This window comes from Bacillaceae bacterium S4-13-56 (assembly GCA_040191315.1).
In the GTDB taxonomy this organism is placed as follows: Bacteria; Bacillota; Bacilli; order Bacillales; family JAWJLM01; genus JAWJLM01.
In genome coordinates this window covers 1-17,533 of sequence record JAWJLM010000014.1, presented here as the reverse complement: position 1 = coordinate 17,533, position 17,533 = coordinate 1, and the positions used below count along the sequence as shown (strand labels likewise).

The window sequence follows — 17,533 nt, the reverse complement described above, 5'->3', positions numbered from 1 at the left end:
AATGACACTAGGATTTAGTGTTCTGGCAAGTGGTAGTACAGGAAATGCTTTTTATATAGAAAGTGAAGATCAGAGGTTACTTGTAGATGCTGGATTGAGTGGAAAACAAATGGACCGACTTATGGCTGAGATTGATATAGATCCAAAAACATTAGATGGAATTTTGGTAACACATGAGCATAGTGATCATATTAAGGGTCTAGGAATTCTAGCAAGAAAATATAAACTGCCCATTTACGCAAACGAAAAAACGTGGAAAGCAATGGAAGGATTGATTGGGGAAGTTCCATTAGATCAAAAATTTTATTTCCATATGGGGGAAACCAAGACTTTTGGTAGTATGGAAATTGAATCGTTTGGTGTATCCCATGATGCAGCGGAGCCAATGTTCTACGTTTTCCATAAAGATACAAAAAAAGTCGCCTTAGTCACAGATACTGGTTATGTCTCTGACCGTGTGAAAAAGACTGTAGAAAATGCGGATGCCTATATTTTTGAATCTAACCATGATGTTGGTATGCTGAGAATGGGTAGATACCCATGGAATGTAAAACGAAGAATTTTAGGGGATGAGGGTCACGTATCGAATGAAGATTGTGGACTAGCTTTGTGCGATTTAATTGGAAACGAGACAAAACGTATTTATTTGGCTCATTTAAGTAAAGATAATAACATGAAAGATTTAGCAAGAATGTCGGTAGGATCAATTCTTGCGGAGAGGGGTCATCAATTAGGTACGACCATTGACCTCCATGATACGGACCCTTCCACTCCAACTGCATTATATTATGTAAAGTAATATAAATGGGCAAGGCCAAAATACGAAATAGAAAGGAGAAAGTAGAAAAATGGGATATTACGATGATCATACTCCTAATAGGTATAAACCTAAACCGAAACGTCCCCATTGGGTAGTACCAACAGTTGTAGGAGTGGTGCTTGGCGCTGTTTTGATTATCTTAGCCTTACCTGCATTAATTGAATCCAATCTTTTACCTTATGAATTAAAAAATCCCAACGATAATCAAGTAAGTAGTGATGAAAATGGGGATACTATTCACCAAAATATAGAAGTGGATGTCTCAACACAAATTACGGAAATCGTAGAAAATGTATCGGAAGCTGTGGTAGGAATAGAGAACTATCAACAAGGTTCTTTTTTTACGAATGAAAGTAGTCACGCAGGATCTGGTTCTGGTGTTGTGTATAAAAAAGAAAACGGACGTGCCTTTATAGTTACTAATCACCATGTTATCCAAGGAGCAACTGAACTTGAAGTTGTTCTAGCTGATGGAACAAGATTGGATGGAACTTTAAGGGGAAGTGATTATTTTACAGATCTAGCAGTAGTCGAAATAGATGGAGATCCAATTAATCAAGTCATTGAGATTGGAAATTCTTCTAATGTAAAGGTTGGAGAACCTGCGATTGCTATCGGAAATCCATTAGGATTAGACTTTTCTGGATCTGTAACCCAAGGAATAATTAGTGGAAAAGAACGAGCTATTCCTCAGGATTTTGATGGAGATGGGAGTACGGATTGGCAATCAGAGGCCCTACAAACGGATGCTGCGATCAATCCTGGGAACAGCGGTGGTGCTCTGATTAACATTCGTGGACAATTAATAGGGATTAATTCCATGAAAATTGCACAAAATGCTGTTGAAGGAATTGGTCTTGCCATTCCGATTGATAGTGCACTTCCAATCATTGATCAATTAGAGAAAAATGGAGTTGTGCAACGCCCTCTCATTGGAATAGAAGCGTACTCCTTAGGGGACGTACCTAGCCGTGAATGGACGAATACTTTTAGACTACCTGCCGATGTAACCGGAGGGGTATATATAAGAAGTACCGAGCTTGGATCACCAGCCGATCGAGCAGGACTGGATCGATATGATGTGATTGTCCAACTAGATGATCAACCAATACAAGATATTTTGGATCTAAGAAAGTATTTATATAATGAAAAACAAATAGGAGATGAAATGAAAGTAATCTTCTACCGAGATGGAGAACGGCAAGAAACTACTCTAGAGTTAGCCTCTCAATCTTATTAGCTTTTTGATGAGTACCTATCAATTAAGATAGGTACTTTTGATTATTAAGTATGGTTTTAATTTTTAAGAAAAATATATAAGAGTTAAGGACTAAATTAAAAAGGGTATGTAGTTGTAGGAGGGAGTAAAAATAATGAATCTCTATGTTTGCAATGATCATGTTGAATTAGCATTAGATAAAATTGTGGATGAATATGAAACTTTTCCAACCCTAGAAAAAGTGGATAACTCATCTTCTTTATCCACAACCTGTGAATATTGTGGGAATAAGCCAACATATATTGTGGCGAACACTTATTCTTCCACAAAATAAGGGAAACTAAATGTGAATATGTGCATAAATTTGTGGATAACTTGTGGATTTTGTTATCGTTTTCGAAAAATATGGCGATTTTTATCCCTATCCACATGTTTAAACGTAAATCATCAAGAAAAGGAGAGGATAAACCACATGATTGCAGTTAAATGAATAAGCTTTGGATTGTGGATTATCATGTCCATTTCTTTTATTGTGGGTGCAAGTACGGGAAAAATCATATCTCAAGAATTAGCAATTTTAGATTTAACCTGGGGAAAAATGAACGCGGTTGATTTATATATTGGTTTATTTTTATTTTGTATGTGGATAATTTATCGTGAAAGAAGTACCATACAAAAGATTCTGTGGATTATTTTAATTCTTTTAATGGGAAATTGGACAACAAGTTTATATGTATTTTTAGCAATACGAAAGTCAAATGGAAGTTGGCGACAGTTCTTTCAAGGTGCTAGAACGGGTAAAGATTTTTAGAAGTAATAAAATAGCATAAGGCTTGGCCTTATGCTACAAGTTTTATACTTCAATACTTTTCTTTTTCTCCACATGTGCTATAATCACTCTTAAAAATTCATGTCCATACTCACGAAGTTTACGGTCACCAACACCATTAACAGCAAGCATTTCCTCTGAAGATTTTGGCAGACGCAGGCACATATCCTTTAGAGTAGAATCAGGGAATATGATATATGGTGGTAACCCTTTTTCCTCAGCAAAAATCTTACGTACCTGTCGAAGCTCTTCAAATAGATCCTTGTCCACATTCGTTTCCATTGGACGAGAAAGTTTTAATCGCTTCACGAAAACTTTCTCCTGCCCCTTTAGAACTCCAATCGATGAAGGAGTTAATTTTAACACTGGAAATTTGGCATCTTCCTGCTGTAGGAATCCATCTGCAGTTAAATAATGGATTAAATCTAATATATCTTTTTCGGTGTGCTTACTCATGAGTCCATAAGTGCTAAGCTTATCTAACTTGAAATCTAATACTTTTTTTACTTTAGAACCTTTTAATACTTTCGCAACCATCCCGGAACCAAAGCGTTCATCCATACGCTTCACACAGGATAGTATCATTTGGGCTTCTCGTGTAACATCCTCTTTTTCAGACTCATCTTTACAATTTGAGCACTTCCCACAATCGTTGATGTCATGTGGGTCAGAAAAGTAATCCAACATATATCGCTGCAAGCAGCGGTTGGTGTGTACATAATTCACCATTTTTTGAAGTTTATCGTATTCCTGCTGCTTTTTTTCCTCATTCATTAAGGATTGTTCAATTAAAAATTTTTGCAAATGAACGTCTTGTCCCGCAAAAAGTAACACACAATCACTCTCGAGTCCGTCACGTCCTGCACGACCAGCCTCTTGATAATAGGATTCAAGATTCATTGGAATAGCATAGTGAATCACATATCTTACGTTAGATTTATCAATGCCCATTCCAAAAGCGTTGGTTGCTACCATTACAGGGAGTTCATCTTGGATAAAAGATTGTTGAGCATCCTTTCGTTCCTGCTCAGACATACCGGCATGGTAACGGGCTACTTTTACCTTCTGTTTGGATAAAAAGGCATGGATGGAATCCACATCTTTTCTTGTAGCTGCATAGATAATACCAGATTCATGGGATCGGTTACGGATATAGGAAAGTAAGAAATCGTGCTTATTCATTCCTTTAACTACTTGAAAATGCAAGTTATTCCGTGCAAATCCTGTGTTTACCACATGCTTGTCCGAAATATTTAAAAGACGTTGTATGTCCTGGATAACTGCTTTAGTTGCTGTTGCAGTTAAAGCTAACAAGGGAGGTAAATTTGGTATCTGATCTAATGTTGCTACAACAGAGCGGTAGCTTGGGCGAAAATCGTGCCCCCATTGGGATATACAATGAGCTTCATCAAAAGCAATCAACGACAACTGGATGGAACGAGCTAACCGCAAGAAATCCGGTGACTCAAACCGCTCGGGCGCTACATAAACAAATTGATACCTACCTTCGTACATTTTTTCCAAACGATCTCGTTGTTCTTCGTAGGTAATGGAGCTATTGATGTAGGTTGCGGCGATTCCATAGTTATTAAGGGCGTCGACTTGGTCCTTCATGAGTGAGATGAGGGGGGAAATAATGATGGCCGTTCCTTCAAGGAGAAGGCCGGGAATTTGATAGCAAAGAGACTTCCCCCCACCGGTTGGCATAACACCAAGTGCGTGATGACTGCTGGTGACGTGATGAATCATCGTCTCTTGTCCTGGGCGAAAGGTGTCATATCCGTAATATTGTTTGAGTAGTTGTTGGGCTTTGTTGTTCACCTTTGAGTCAGTCCTTTTTCAAAATATCTATGTATCCTATCCTATCATGAATTGAGGGTGTGTAGGGATTAAAAATTTCCGTGGGTTAAAGGGTAGGAGAACATATATTTCCATGGTCGTGGTAAAATATGCGGTAGGTGATTGTGGAAAAAATTGTGATGAAAGAAGGGGTTTTGTGGAAGCGAAGCGATGTAAGGATTCATTGTCGATAAAAAATTCGTTTGTTTTACCTCCGGATACGAACAGTCATGGAACATTGTTTGGAGGAAAGTTAATGGCCTATATAGATGATATTGGGGGGATTGCAGCTGCTCGCCATGCTCGGAAGCCAGTTGTCACTGCTTCAACGGATTCGGTAGATTTTCTTCATCCAGTATTTGAGGGCAACACAATTTGTGTGGAGGCGTTTGTAACCTGGTCACATAACACCTCTATGGAAGTGTTTGTAAAAGCAATTAGTGAGAATATGCTGACGGGAGAACGAAAAATTTGTACGTTGGCCTTTTTAACTTTTGTGGCGGTCGATGAAAACGGTAGGCCAATTGATGTACCACCGGTTTACCCAGAAACGAATGAAGAAAAATGGCTTCATGAGTCAGCGCCTCAACGGGCGGAACGTCGAAAGGAAAGAAGGACCACATCAAGGGAGCTTGCTAAAAAATTTGGTACAGGGTTACCTTGGGACTAATAAGGAGATCCGTTCAATGAAAATTTTTATTGTATCAGTAGGGAAGTTAAAGGAAAAGTATTTAAAGCAGGGGATCCAGGAATATGTGAAGCGGTTGGGTCCTTATGCTACGATTGATTTGATTGAGGTTGCAGATGAGAAAGCTCCTGAAAATTTGAGTGAAGCGGATATGGAGGATGTAAAGCGTAAGGAGGGGGAGCGGATTCTCTCTAAACTTGGGGCGGATACTTACATTATTGCCTTGGAAATAAACGGGCAGCAACTTACGTCTGAGAAGCTCGCGAAAAAAATAGACGAGCTTGGGACGTACGGCAAGAGTAAAATAGCTTTTGTGATTGGTGGATCTTTGGGCCTGAGTGATGAGGTGTTGAAGCGGTCAGACTTTGGCTTGTCTTTTTCTAAGATGACATTTCCCCATCAGTTGATGAGACTTATTTTACTGGAGCAAGTGTATCGGGCATTTAGGATTAATAAGGGGGAACCTTATCATAAATAGTGGTAAAGCAGAGAGTGGAAATTATTATTAATAAAGAGTGGCTAGAAAAGATCTAGAAAAAAGACAGGTTCTCCTGTCTTTTTTAATGAGAAAACACAACAAAAAAATCACCCTAAAATATCCTTTAACCCCTTCTAAGAATGATATATCTTCAATGATTACCGTTTCGAGTACTTTATATAACATTAGAAATAAATGGTATAATTATAATATTGTAGATATTAAAAGGGGGATTTATTTATGAGTCAATTAAATGATATCTTTGATAGATTATTTGCTTCTAAGATTCCAACAGAAGTAATTTATGAATCGCAACAGTTTTCTGTGTTTGAAAAATTAGCAAAGAGCCATGATATTGAGCAGGTACGACCACCTATCGAGGAATTGAGAAGTCTATTTGGAAAGGAAAATAGTATTTTTTCTCGTTCTATTGGTACCCATCCAGATTTTACAGATACATCGATACTACCACATCATCAATATATTTCCTCCTTATTTTTGGATATCTCTGGTTCAACAAAACTAGGATTGAAATTTCCACTATCTAAGGTAAGGTTATATAAGAATGCCATACTATCTACAGCCATTGAATTATTTCAAGCATTTGATGGTCATATACATCGTTTGCAAGGAGATGCTGTTTTCGCTTATTTTGGACATAAGGAAATGAAAAAAAGTGATGCAATTATAAATGCTTTAAATGCAGCATCATTGATGCAATCCTATAATAAGCATACATTGAGCAAATTCTTTGAGGAAAATAATCTACCGCCTCTAAGGATTAGAATTGGAATTGATATTGGTGATGACAGCGAGGTTTTGTGGTCAGAATATGGAATAGGTAATGTTACAGAAGTAACATCAACAAGTATTCATACAGATTTAGCAGCAAAATTACAAAGTCAATCGCCAAGAAATAGGATTATGATCGGTGAAAATGTTTATAATTATCTTGATTTATCAGATAACCTCTTTGATGTGAAAACTCGTACTGAGAATGGTGAAACAGTAGAAGATAAATACGTGTTAAAAGATACGAATTCATATTCGTATTATCAAATGAGGGTTTTTAATTGGGAGAAGTATCTTGACTCATTTTCGTCACTACCAAAATCAAACAGTGAGGGGCGAATCTATAGTTCTCCAACTGATTTTGAGTTAATCTGTAGTTTAAGAAAGGGAGAGGATGAGTCTTACAAGAGGTATTGCCAAAGTAGTTGTTCTTTGGAAAAAGGAATGCATATTAGATTTGAATTACTTAATTATGCTTCAATGCCAATTGGAAATATAAAATGGAAAGTAGTCAACTATGGAACTGAGGCAGGACAGTCCGAAAGTGGTCTTGAATATTTTATGGAACAATCTGAAGGTGAATATGTTTGTGAACAGTCAACAGCATATACTGGCCTTCATTTTATGGAGTGTTATATATATAATAACAATGGTAACTTAATTGCCAAAGATAAGTTTGGTATATTCATAAATGATGAAATAAGGGACTTTAGAAGACTCGGTGTACCGGAAAGTGGGTGAAAGAATGGATAAAGGAGATTTTGCTAAGCATCATAACTCATACCTAAATGATTATATTAAATTTGCAGATGCAAAGGCACTTGCAATTATAACAATTAATGGACTGATTATTAGAATCCTTTTTGACTATCTAACCAATAACTTGGTTGCAACAAAATATTTCTTTACTTTGATATCATGTATATTACTACTGATTGCTATATTTTTTGCAGTATTGGTAGTGTATCCAAGAACTTCAGCAAAGAATTCAAAAGGACTAATATTTTGGGAGAATGTTAGTTCTATGGATAAAGAGGAATACCTGACAGAAGTAAAACAAATTAAAGAAGAAGACTTGTTAGAAAAAGTGATTGAACAGAACTACTTTTTATCTAAAACTGCTACGATGAAATATAAAGTTCTTAGAAGAGGATTTTGGTTTTCCGGTTTTGGATATGTTGGTTTAATAATAGCAGGACTATTTTGGGTATTTGGTGGTTAAAGCCAATGCCTTTTTTAATGGATACCAAAAAATATAATAATAAAAGTCCATCCCTTTGTCATTCGGCCATATTTTTGTTATGTTATCACCTATATTTATTACCCTAAAATTAGGGTTAAATAGACCTTCTAATCAACAATAGACATATAGGTTATATAAAAGCATTAACCAATATTTTGCCAGTAATTCCTCCTAAAAATCAAGGGATTTACTCCATTATCTTGAAGTGTCGTCATGTATAAATTTTCAAAAGATAATGGAGGAGATACACTTGAAACGAACATATCACTTAAGAGAAACAAATGAAAATGGAATTGTTGAGTTCCATCACGAAAGTTTTCTTTTTATGATTACACGCTTTAAAAGAGTCAACTGGAAGCAATACGAGGGGTTCGCTCAGTATCAGTATTTTTTATTTGTATTCGACAAAAGGTTAGAAATGACTAATAAACAAAATTCTTTAACCGATGTTTTCAGTACAAAAGTTAGGGACAATGTTTTTGCAACCTTTGAAGATCTTAAGCAAAATATAGATGCTATTTTGAGCGAGTATATTCTAGTTGATGATGCTATTTTCGCGTGTTTAAAACTGGTTGGAAAATTGAATCCTAATTATTTGTACAAAGACAAGGAGTGAAATTCTTGTCTTTTTAATTACATGAATTTCCGAATAAGTTATAAAAATATTGTTCTGAAATGCAGTAATCTCTACTTTAATCTTGAAGTAATTGGTAAAGGGAGGTGGAAAAACTGCTTAAATTAAAGGTAGAAGAATTAGTAGAAATAAATGATTTTTATAATGGTGCATCTAGGGTAACAATAACCTATGCAACTGGCAATACGGTTTTATTAGAACTTTATGATGGTCGTGATATAGAAGAATTCATTCTTAGTAAGAGGGATTTGATAATGGTACTTAGAAACTTTTATGTAGAGGTCATTTGTGACATTGTTCATTCAGGAGTTTATGGTTTTATTGATGTGAAAGTAGATGAGACAAGTGAACATTATCCTGTGCAAATCTCTGTTGAAGATGGACATAAGTATTACTGTAATTTAGAGGAACTTAATTACATAAATGAAATAATTGATTATAAAAAAGAAGTATTAACTTTATAGAGGTTTAATTGAAGACAAAAATGGTGAACTAAAGACAGGTCATAATGATTTCATGTGAGAAAAATCCATATAAAGTATAGATAACATAGGTGACTAGCAGGCTACGCTCAATTACTGAAACTATTATATTATGCGACAAAGTTTATGATAAGATAGGAATAAAGTTGGAAATTATTGTTCAGGAGGAATAATATATTATGGCTGTAAAAGCAGATATAGATTTTCAGAAAGACTTATTTGATGCGGCAACTAGGATGAGAGGAAGCATTACTCCATCAGATTATAAACATTACGTATTACCACTAATATTTTTAAGATATGTTTCATTACGTTTTGATAAGCGTAGAGCACAAGTTGAAGAAATGGTTAATGAGCCAGATAATATATGGTACTCAGAAGATCCAGAAGTTAGAGAGAGTATACTTAACGACCCTGACCAATATAAATCAGAAAATGTATTTATGATTCCTCAGGAAGCAAGATGGTCTTATCTTGTTGAAAAGGCGAATGATAGTAATATTAAAGGCATTTTAGATAATGCTATGAAAATAATTGAACAAGAAAATCCTGAATTAGAAGGGATTTTGCCACGAATTTTTCAAGGTTCTAACTTACCGGTAGAAAATGTAGCAGGGCTCATTGAAGTGTTCTCAAGAGATGTATTTAGTGCACGTCATGAAGATAGTATCGATGTATTAGGCCGTACATATGAGTATTTCATTGGAAACTTTGCATCAAGTGAGGGAAACAGAGGTGGAGAATTCTTCACACCTTCGTCTATTGTAAAACTTCTAGTTGCAATGATGGAGCCAATTGAGGGGACAGTATTTGATCCTGCATGTGGTTCTGGAGGGATGTTTATTCAATCTGAATCATATTCAGACAGAGGGAATGCGCTGTCATTTTATGGTCAAGAAAATGTGGAAACAACTTTACGTTTAGGGAAAATGAACGTGTTACTACATGGTCTGAATGCAGAGATTCGTCTCGGTGATTCTTTATTAAATGATCAGTATCCAGACTTAAAGGCTGATTATGTAATTGCTAATCCACCCTTTAACGTCGATACATGGGGAGCAGAAAGAATATCAAAGGACGACCCTCGATTAATTGGTCCTATCACGAATGCTAATGCTAACTATATGTGGATGCAGCACTTCCTCTATCATTTAAAAGAGGGTGGTACAGCAGGCTATGTAATGGCTAATGGGGCAATGACTACTAATACAACTGGTGAAAAGGAAGTTCGTCAAAAGTTGATTGACGAAGGTTATATAGATTGTATTGTCCAATTACCTGATAAGTTATTTTTTACTACGGGAATACCTTGTTGTTTATTTTTCCTAAGTAAAAATAGAGATGGTTCAAAAGGCTTTCGAGAACGTCGAAATGAAATTCTATTTATTGATGCCCGTAAAATGGGCTCCATGGTTAGCAGAAGACAAAAGGCGTTATCGAGAGAAGAAATAGAAAAAATATCAAAGACATATCATGAGTATCGAAATAGTAATGGACAAATTCTAGAAGAAGAAGGTTTTGCGAAAATTGCAACAATAGAACAAGTAAAAGAAAAAGATTATAAATTAACTCCGGGAAACTACGTGGGAACTGCTCAAATAGAGAACGATAATATGCCATTTGAAGAAAGAATGGAGGATTTACAGAATACCCTTCGTGAACAGTTTATCAAAAGTAATAACCTTCAAGAAAAAATACTAAAAGACTTGGAGGGTTTATATGAGACTCGATGAGTGGCAACAAGTAAAAATAGGTAAGATATGCGATGTTGGGTCTAGTAAAAGGATTTACATGAAGGAATATGTACCTACAGGAATTCCTTTTTACCGTTCAAAGGAGATAATTAATCAGTTTAAAGGAGAGCCACTGTCAGACACTTTATTTATAAGTGAGAAAAGGTTTAAGGAGATCAAAGAAAAATTTGGTGTCCCTTCTCAAGGAGATATACTTTTAACTTCGGTAGGAACAATAGGAGTCCCTTATTTAGTAAAAGAAAATGATGAATTCTATTTTAAAGATGGTAATTTAACTTGGTTCAAGAATTTTAAAAATAGTGTTAGGAGTAAATATATATACTATTGGTTACAGTCCGATCTGGGGAAGAAAGAAATAAATTCAATAATTATTGGATCAACACAGCAAGCATTAACAATAGAGTCAATAAAAAAGATGAACATTCTTTTACCTCCTAGAACTATACAAAACAAAATAATATCAATACTTGATGGGATTGATAAGAAGATAGAAATCAATAGAGAAATGAATATTACTTTAGAAAAAATGGCTCTGGAACTTTATAAGAACTGGTTTATTGATAAGGGAATTGATCAGGAACAATTTACTATTAACGATGTAAAAATTAGTGAATTCTCAAAAATCATTGGTGGTGGAACACCAAAAACTAATATAGATGAATATTGGAGTGGAGATATCCCATGGATATCAGTTAAAGATTTGAATTCGTCGATCATAATAGATACTGAGAAAAAAATTACAGAGTTAGGGTTAAATAATAGTTCTACAAAATTAATACCTAAATTCTCAACGGTTATATCTGCTAGAGGAACTATTGGTAACATAAGCATACTAGGTAACGAAATGGCAATGAACCAATCGTGTTATGCAATTAAAGCAGAAAAAGAATTTCACATTTTCACCTATTTATCAATTAAACATTCCATTGAGAAACTAATAAGTAATTCACATGGGTCTGTTTTTAGTACTATTACTAAATCTACTTTAGAATCCATAGATTTTCCTTTTAATGAATCTTTGTGTTCCCTATTTGAAAAACGGGTCGGATCTTTCTTTGACCAAATTCTCAATAATATTAACCAAAATAAAGTTTTAAATAGTACGCGAGAATATCTAATCCCACGATTATTATCGGGTGAGATTAATATGCTTGAGGAGATTGAAAAGGTAAGGGAGGTTATATCAAATGAGCAACCGGAGCCGTCTATATGAGTCTGATTTCGAGGAAACAACTATTGAGAGGCTTAAAAATTTAGGATATAAATATATTCCTGCTTATGAGTGGGGTTCACGTCCGTCATTAGCAGATGTTGTTATGGTGAAAAGGTTGGAAAAGTATCTTTATGATACTTATCCTACCTTTCCAAAAGAACATATACCTGCATTGATATCTCAGATTACTAATGTTGACGGAGTTACAGTTGAACAACGGAATGAACGATTTCATGAAGTGTTAACAAAAGGGATAGATTTTAAAATTGAGCAAGAGAATGATGAAGAACAGTTCTATCATATCTCCCCTATCAATTGGGAAAAGCCTTTAGAAAATGATTTTGTGGTAATGAATCAATTGGCTATTGAAGGGAGAATGTCTCGACGCCCAGATATTCTTGTTTATATTAATGGATTACCGCTGATACTTTTTGAATTAAAAAGCCCTTATATTGAAAATACCACAGTTCAGGACGCCTACACTCAAGTGAGAAATTACACCTACGATATAACCCAACTATTTAATTATAATGCGATTTCTGTTGTTTCAGACGGTACAAGAACATTACATGGAATGCCTTTTGCACCAATCGAGTTTTTTGCTGCTTGGAAATCTATTGACGGCGTTAGGATAGACAACAATATCGCTAATACAATGAAAACGCTTATAGAAGGTTTATTTCCAAAAGACCGTCTACTAGACTATATTCGTAGTTTTATTGTCTTTATGGACAATGGTAAAACAAAAACAAAAATTGTAGCAAAGTATCATCAGTTTTTTGGTGTGAACTTTGCTGTCCAAGAATCTATTCGAGCAACAAGACCAAATGGCGATAGGAAAATTGGCGTAATTTGGCACACGCAGGGATCAGGTAAATCAATATCAATGTTATTCTTTGCGGGTATCTTGATTCGCCTTAGTGAACTGAAAAATCCAACTATCGTGATACAAGTAGACCGAGCCGATTTAGACAATCAATTACATGACACTTTTGTTGAGGGAAAATCCCTTGTAGGTCATGTGAAACAGGCTGACTCTTCTAGTGATTTAAGAGAACTTTTAAAAAATGAATCTGGTCAAATAATATTTACCACTATTGAAAAATTCCGTTTGAAAGAGTCCGAAGGTGTTCATCCAGTTCTTTCTGAACGGGAGAATATTATTGTGATAGCAGATGAAGCGCATAGAACACAATATAATGATGCTGGCTATGCAGGCCATATAAAAACGGCACTACCAAATGCCAGCCATATTGGTTTTACAGGCACTCCTGTTGATTTTGCAGGAAGAAGTACAAATGAAGTATTCGGTCATACGATTCATACCTATGATATGCTTCAGGCAGTTGAGGACAATGCAACTGTTCCGATTTATTATGAATCACGTCTAATTAGATTAGGGATAACTAACGACGATATAGATAGCGAAATTGACGAGTTAGGAACCGGTGAAGGTAATGACGAACTTGAGAAACACAGCAGAGCATGGGCGGCTCTCGCAAAGTTGGCTGGAACTAGGGAACGTGTTGAGGAACTAGCCAAAACAATTATTAATCACTTTGGTGAAAAACAAACAGTAACACCTGAAGCAAAAGGCATGATTGTATGTATGAGTCGTGAAAACTGTGTTGCTCTCTATAACGAGATGAGTAAACTTCCAAATTGTCCACCTGTTGAAATTATTATGACTGGTGATGTCTCAAAGGACCCTGAAGAATGGCGTCAAAAGCAAGAAGGTAGTGATTATTCTCATATTAAATCAAAAGAGGAGCAAGAGGCTGTAAAAGCAAAATTGCGAGATCCTAGAGACCCACTCAAACTTGTCATTGTTCGTGATATGTGGCTGACAGGATTTGATGCTAAACCTTTAACTTATTTATATATTGATAAGCCAATGAAGGGGCATAATCTTATGCAGGCAATTGCACGCGTAAACCGTGTATTCCCCGGTAAGCAAGGTGGAACGATTGTAGATTTTATTGGAATCGCAACTCAATTAAAAGAAGCGACTAAAAAATATACAGATAGTGGTGGTAAGGGAGATTTAACGTTTGATATTGAGCAAGCAGAAGGTTTGTTTTGGGGGTTTTTACAAGATGTAAGAGTAATGGTTCCTGTAGAACTTTATCCAACTAACCTGTCACTAAATGAATGGAGGGCATTACCGAAGGTTGAGCGAGAAGACTTTATAGCAGAGGTTGTTAACCATTTTTTAGGGGAAAAAGAGAAATCCTTTTTAGAGGCGCAGGCTAAACTTACTAAGTCCCATAAACTTGTTTCTCATCTTTCATCCGTTACTTCAGTTTCAGGCGAAGTTTTATTATACGATATTGTTAAGACACAGTTACGCAAAATTTCTCAACCAACAGGTGGGGAAGGTGAGAAAGATCGTAGTTTTGAACAGAAACTAGCACAAATTGTAAATGAAAGTGTTAGTTCCTACGATGCTTTGGATTTATTTGAAATTGCTGGGATTGAAAAGCCCAACTTATCCGTACTCGATGATGCTTTTTTGGCAGGCTTAGTCGAAAAACCTCACGTTGATTTGCGTTTGAAGTTGTTGAGACAACTTTTAGAAGACGAAATTAAGGTTAAGTTTAAAAAGAAAAACCCTAAAAGTAAACAAATGAGTGAAATGTTAAAGAAAACGATTGAAGATTATCATAATAGGGTTATATCAGCAGCAGATGTTATTCGCTTTATGGTTGAGATGAGAAATAACCTAGACGAAGAGACAAAGCGACGAATGGATTTAGGGCTTACTGAAGAGGAAGTAACGTTTTATGAAATTATCGCAAATATGGAAAACGCTACATTCGACAATCAGTTTATGGCAGGTTTAGTCCATCAAGTTGTGAAAAATATGAAAAAAGAATTTCAAGTTGATTGGACCAACCCACACCGCCAAGATATCTTATCAAAAGTTAATCTCGCAGTAAAGGCTACATTAATGAAAAATAAAATAAAGCCTGAGCAATTAAAGTTTTTAACTAATGCCTTTGTAGAAGAAGCAAAGGAGCAGTTTAAAGATTGGCCAATAGATGCATAAATAGTTGTTTAAAATCAGGGGAGGTGGTACTTAACGCTTGCTCTGATTTTTTCATAGAAGAGCAACTATTTATTAGTATATTTTGGAGGAGAGGACTAAATGGATAAGGAGTATCTTTCTGCTTTAAAATTATTTCAAAAACAGCAAGACCAAATAAATAGAGTTCTAAGAAGTCCAGCAATTGAAGCAATGCAGAGGCAGCAGGATAATATGAACAGGTTATTAGGAAATTCAGTAACTATGGGACTTAATAGTTATCAGGGGATCGCCTCCACTTTGGATAATTCACCTTTCAGGGAATTGCAAAGACAACAAGATACTTGGAACAGACTAGGGAACTCTGCCACATTAGGGCTGGAAAAGTACCAGAGTATCGCAAGCGTAATGCATAGTCCAGCATTTGATAGTTTAGTTGAATATCAAAGCACAATAAAGGGAATCTTTAATAATCCAGCATTTGAGGCACTGCAAAAACATCAAGATACTTGGAGTACGCTATTAGATAGAACAACATTTAGTGGATTAGAAAGGTATCAGGGTATTACTAGTGTGATGGGTAATCTAAATTTTGATAACTATCAAAGTGGTATAACCCAAGTAATGAATAATTCTACTTTTGATGCACTACAAAAGCACCAAGAACGATGGAGTGAACTTATTAATAAGATTTCAGATATAGGTATTAACCCAAATACATTTTCAGAAGTAGTAGAAGAATTACAAGAGGTATATGACGAAATAGATAGTAGTTCATCAGTATCTGAGGAAGAGAATATAAATGAGAAGGAAATAAAAGAAGTAATTCAAGGTATCATCTCGTATTGTATGCAAGTCGTTACAATCTTCCATGTGATTGATACAAATCATATATGGGATATCCTAACCAAAATATCGGTATTAATGACAATTCTATCACCTCTTGCTCCTGTTGATGAACCAAATACACAAGAGGATAAAGTGCAGATAATAAATGTTAATGGAGATAACAATACAATTAACATAGACAATAGTGATGCTGGAACTATTATCATTAACAAAGGTGATAAGAAAATTGAAGTAAATAATATACAGGATAACACTAAAGGTGAAGAGGAAAATGAAAATAAAGTTGAAGAAATGGAAAAGGATAAACTTGATATTTCAGCAGGGTTACAAACATGATAGACATACAAAAACGCTTGGAAACTTATCAAGCGTTTTTTGATTCTCCCTATTTTTATAATTAAAGCACCCGTTTATTCAATATGGTTAACACTTATTTGTCCACTTCTCTCTCTGATCCAATACGGATTTCTTGGTTTAAAATAGGTGAATAACCACTCACCCAAATCTTATCTGTTCTCACCATAAAATTCCACTCTAAAAAATTATGACTTCGATAAGATAATAACAAGTTAATATCATCATCTTCATACTGTTTCTTTAATGCTTGTTCAAGGTTAAATTTTGAAACAGTTAAACCACCAAGATATAAACTAATAATTATAATCCCTGTTAGAATAATTATTTTCCCTTTCCGATAAAACAATCCTATCAGTACCACAATTAAAAGTGTATATAATATAAATTCATCGGTTCGTGTAATAACACTCAAAGAATACTCTTTATGAATTATTGGATAAAGAAATGCTACACCATTTCCTATATAATCAATAAAAATATGTCCGACCAGTACAGTCAAAGAGAATATTCCCCAAGATTTAAAAAACGAAATGTCTTTTTGAAAGTAACGAAAACCTATTGAAAACAAGAGGCCAAACACTGGAGCAAGCCAAATAGAATGACCTAAAATATCACCAAAAAACTTTGTTACATCAGGCGAAATAGCAGAAATTCCGCCAAAAAATAAAATCAAACCACGTCTTCTCATTGTCTCAACATCTTTAATGTAAAAAATATATACCAAACTGGCTCCGACCAAAAAATGAAATACTTCGTGAATTATATAACCCAAAATCTATCATTCCTTTATAAAAGGATTAAATAAAAAAATAGATTCTCATTATCCTGCCTCGTTAGTTTAAGAAAATTTCTTCACAAACTCTATTCTAATCATAACATATTTGTAATTAAGTTCTGAATTACCTTATAATTAAAAGTAGTCTTAATGATTTCTCACAATGAAATTGCTTCACCACTACTTCCCTCAATAAGAAGGCTATCTAAAATCTTATCCATATCAGCCCATTCTCTATTAGGAAATAAATCGATAGTTGCTCTTGTCAAAACTTTTTCGTAGTCTGAGGGGTTATTTACAGTTATTTTTGTTACTTTGTTGCGTTCGTCATTAATTAATTCAACGTCAAAGTTCAATTTATACTTATTTGGTGAATTACGTGGTCCGTCCTCATCAACATATAAAGGGGAGCGAGTAACCTCAATTATTTTTAGTTGCTCTAAAGATTTCACATGGGTAGTTGCTGTTTTTATGGTGTATTTTGCGGCTTTCGCAAGTTGGTGTAACCGTCAAGTGAAAATGAACACTTTTTGCTA

The 17,533-nt window shown here is 35.1% G+C and carries 17 protein-coding genes; 14 read left to right on the top strand and 3 right to left on the bottom strand.

The genetic code is table 11. The annotated features are described in order from the left end of the window. Window position 1: 1 nt before the first annotated feature. The 4 genes from RZN25_05945 to RZN25_05930 all read left to right on the top strand — a co-directional run bounded on the left by RZN25_05945 (window position 2) and on the right by RZN25_05930 (window position 2,850). Window positions 2-799 (top strand): MBL fold metallo-hydrolase, encoded by a 798-nt coding sequence (locus RZN25_05945; GenBank protein ID MEQ6376368.1) that lies wholly within the window; start codon window positions 2-4, stop codon window positions 797-799. A 49-nt stretch (window positions 800-848) separates the two neighbouring features. Further along, window positions 849-2,060, top strand: a complete 1,212-nt coding sequence (locus RZN25_05940; protein MEQ6376367.1) for a S1C family serine protease — start codon at window positions 849-851, stop codon at window positions 2,058-2,060. Window positions 2,061-2,193: 133 nt separating this feature from the next. Then, on the top strand, window positions 2,194-2,373 hold the full coding sequence (locus RZN25_05935; GenBank protein ID MEQ6376366.1) for a CxxH/CxxC protein: 180 nt from the start codon (window positions 2,194-2,196) through the stop codon (window positions 2,371-2,373). A 180-nt stretch (window positions 2,374-2,553) separates the two neighbouring features. Then, the gene (locus RZN25_05930; protein MEQ6376365.1) at window positions 2,554-2,850 is read left to right on the top strand and encodes a DUF1475 family protein; all 297 of its coding nucleotides are present in this window, start codon (window positions 2,554-2,556) and stop codon (window positions 2,848-2,850) included. A 42-nt stretch (window positions 2,851-2,892) separates the two neighbouring features. On the opposite strand, the gene recQ is transcribed toward RZN25_05930, so the two are convergent. Then, the gene (recQ, locus tag RZN25_05925) at window positions 2,893-4,689 is read right to left on the bottom strand and encodes a DNA helicase RecQ (protein MEQ6376364.1); all 1,797 of its coding nucleotides are present in this window, start codon (window positions 4,687-4,689) and stop codon (window positions 2,893-2,895) included. Window positions 4,690-4,864: 175 nt separating this feature from the next. Here recQ and RZN25_05920 point away from each other — a divergent pair, with 175 nt between their 5' ends. From RZN25_05920 to RZN25_05875, 10 genes are all read left to right on the top strand, one after another. Then, window positions 4,865-5,377 carry an acyl-CoA thioesterase gene (locus RZN25_05920; protein ID MEQ6376363.1) on the top strand — a complete coding sequence of 171 codons (513 nt, stop codon included), beginning with the start codon at window positions 4,865-4,867 and terminating at the stop codon, window positions 5,375-5,377. Between the two features lie 16 nt (window positions 5,378-5,393). Then, window positions 5,394-5,873, top strand: a complete 480-nt coding sequence (gene rlmH / locus RZN25_05915) for a 23S rRNA (pseudouridine(1915)-N(3))-methyltransferase RlmH (GenBank protein ID MEQ6376362.1) — start codon at window positions 5,394-5,396, stop codon at window positions 5,871-5,873. Between the two features lie 240 nt (window positions 5,874-6,113). Further along, a complete protein-coding gene (locus tag RZN25_05910) occupies window positions 6,114-7,406 on the top strand; it encodes an adenylate/guanylate cyclase domain-containing protein (GenBank protein ID MEQ6376361.1) in 1,293 nt (430 codons plus the stop codon). Window positions 7,407-7,410: 4 nt separating this feature from the next. Then, on the top strand, window positions 7,411-7,887 hold the full coding sequence (locus tag RZN25_05905; GenBank protein ID MEQ6376360.1) for a DUF5706 domain-containing protein: 477 nt from the start codon (window positions 7,411-7,413) through the stop codon (window positions 7,885-7,887). A 271-nt stretch (window positions 7,888-8,158) separates the two neighbouring features. After that, the gene (locus RZN25_05900) at window positions 8,159-8,524 is read left to right on the top strand and encodes a hypothetical protein (GenBank protein MEQ6376359.1); all 366 of its coding nucleotides are present in this window, start codon (window positions 8,159-8,161) and stop codon (window positions 8,522-8,524) included. Between the two features lie 104 nt (window positions 8,525-8,628). After that, window positions 8,629-9,006 (top strand): hypothetical protein, encoded by a 378-nt coding sequence (locus RZN25_05895; protein ID MEQ6376358.1) that lies wholly within the window; start codon window positions 8,629-8,631, stop codon window positions 9,004-9,006. 197 nt (window positions 9,007-9,203) lie between these two features. Beyond that, window positions 9,204-10,757: a class I SAM-dependent DNA methyltransferase gene (locus tag RZN25_05890; protein ID MEQ6376357.1), complete on the top strand. Its 1,554-nt coding sequence runs from the start codon at window positions 9,204-9,206 to the stop codon at window positions 10,755-10,757. Further along, window positions 10,744-11,991: a restriction endonuclease subunit S gene (locus RZN25_05885; GenBank protein ID MEQ6376356.1), complete on the top strand. Its 1,248-nt coding sequence runs from the start codon at window positions 10,744-10,746 to the stop codon at window positions 11,989-11,991. The genes RZN25_05890 and RZN25_05885 overlap by 14 nt, the downstream gene beginning before the upstream one ends. After that, a complete protein-coding gene (locus RZN25_05880) occupies window positions 11,966-15,040 on the top strand; it encodes a type I restriction endonuclease subunit R (GenBank protein MEQ6376355.1) in 3,075 nt (1,024 codons plus the stop codon). The genes RZN25_05885 and RZN25_05880 overlap by 26 nt, the downstream gene beginning before the upstream one ends. Window positions 15,041-15,139: 99 nt before the next feature. Continuing rightward, on the top strand, window positions 15,140-16,201 hold the full coding sequence (locus tag RZN25_05875) for a hypothetical protein (protein ID MEQ6376354.1): 1,062 nt from the start codon (window positions 15,140-15,142) through the stop codon (window positions 16,199-16,201). Window positions 16,202-16,295: 94 nt separating this feature from the next. Here the strand turns inward: RZN25_05875 and RZN25_05870 are convergent, their stop codons facing one another. Continuing rightward, entirely contained in the window at window positions 16,296-16,910 is a 615-nt protein-coding gene (locus tag RZN25_05870) for a hypothetical protein (protein MEQ6376353.1), read from the bottom strand. Window positions 16,911-17,155: 245 nt separating this feature from the next. Continuing rightward, window positions 17,156-17,449 (bottom strand): hypothetical protein, encoded by a 294-nt coding sequence (locus tag RZN25_05865; GenBank protein MEQ6376352.1) that lies wholly within the window; start codon window positions 17,447-17,449, stop codon window positions 17,156-17,158. Window positions 17,450-17,533 lie beyond the last annotated feature (84 nt).

Coding starts and splice junctions, on each gene's coding strand:
- RZN25_05945 (MEQ6376368.1), top strand. CDS start 2: ATGACACTAGGATTTAGTGTTCTGGCAAGTGGTAGTACAGGAAATGCT.
- RZN25_05940 (MEQ6376367.1), top strand. CDS start 849: ATGGGATATTACGATGATCATACTCCTAATAGGTATAAACCTAAACCG.
- RZN25_05935 (MEQ6376366.1), top strand. CDS start 2,194: ATGAATCTCTATGTTTGCAATGATCATGTTGAATTAGCATTAGATAAA.
- RZN25_05930 (MEQ6376365.1), top strand. CDS start 2,554: ATGTCCATTTCTTTTATTGTGGGTGCAAGTACGGGAAAAATCATATCT.
- rlmH (MEQ6376362.1), top strand. CDS start 5,394: ATGAAAATTTTTATTGTATCAGTAGGGAAGTTAAAGGAAAAGTATTTA.
- RZN25_05910 (MEQ6376361.1), top strand. CDS start 6,114: ATGAGTCAATTAAATGATATCTTTGATAGATTATTTGCTTCTAAGATT.
- RZN25_05905 (MEQ6376360.1), top strand. CDS start 7,411: ATGGATAAAGGAGATTTTGCTAAGCATCATAACTCATACCTAAATGAT.
- RZN25_05890 (MEQ6376357.1), top strand. CDS start 9,204: ATGGCTGTAAAAGCAGATATAGATTTTCAGAAAGACTTATTTGATGCG.
- RZN25_05885 (MEQ6376356.1), top strand. CDS start 10,744: ATGAGACTCGATGAGTGGCAACAAGTAAAAATAGGTAAGATATGCGAT.
- RZN25_05880 (MEQ6376355.1), top strand. CDS start 11,966: ATGAGCAACCGGAGCCGTCTATATGAGTCTGATTTCGAGGAAACAACT.
- RZN25_05875 (MEQ6376354.1), top strand. CDS start 15,140: ATGGATAAGGAGTATCTTTCTGCTTTAAAATTATTTCAAAAACAGCAA.
- RZN25_05870 (MEQ6376353.1), bottom strand. CDS start 16,910: ATGAGAAGACGTGGTTTGATTTTATTTTTTGGCGGAATTTCTGCTATT.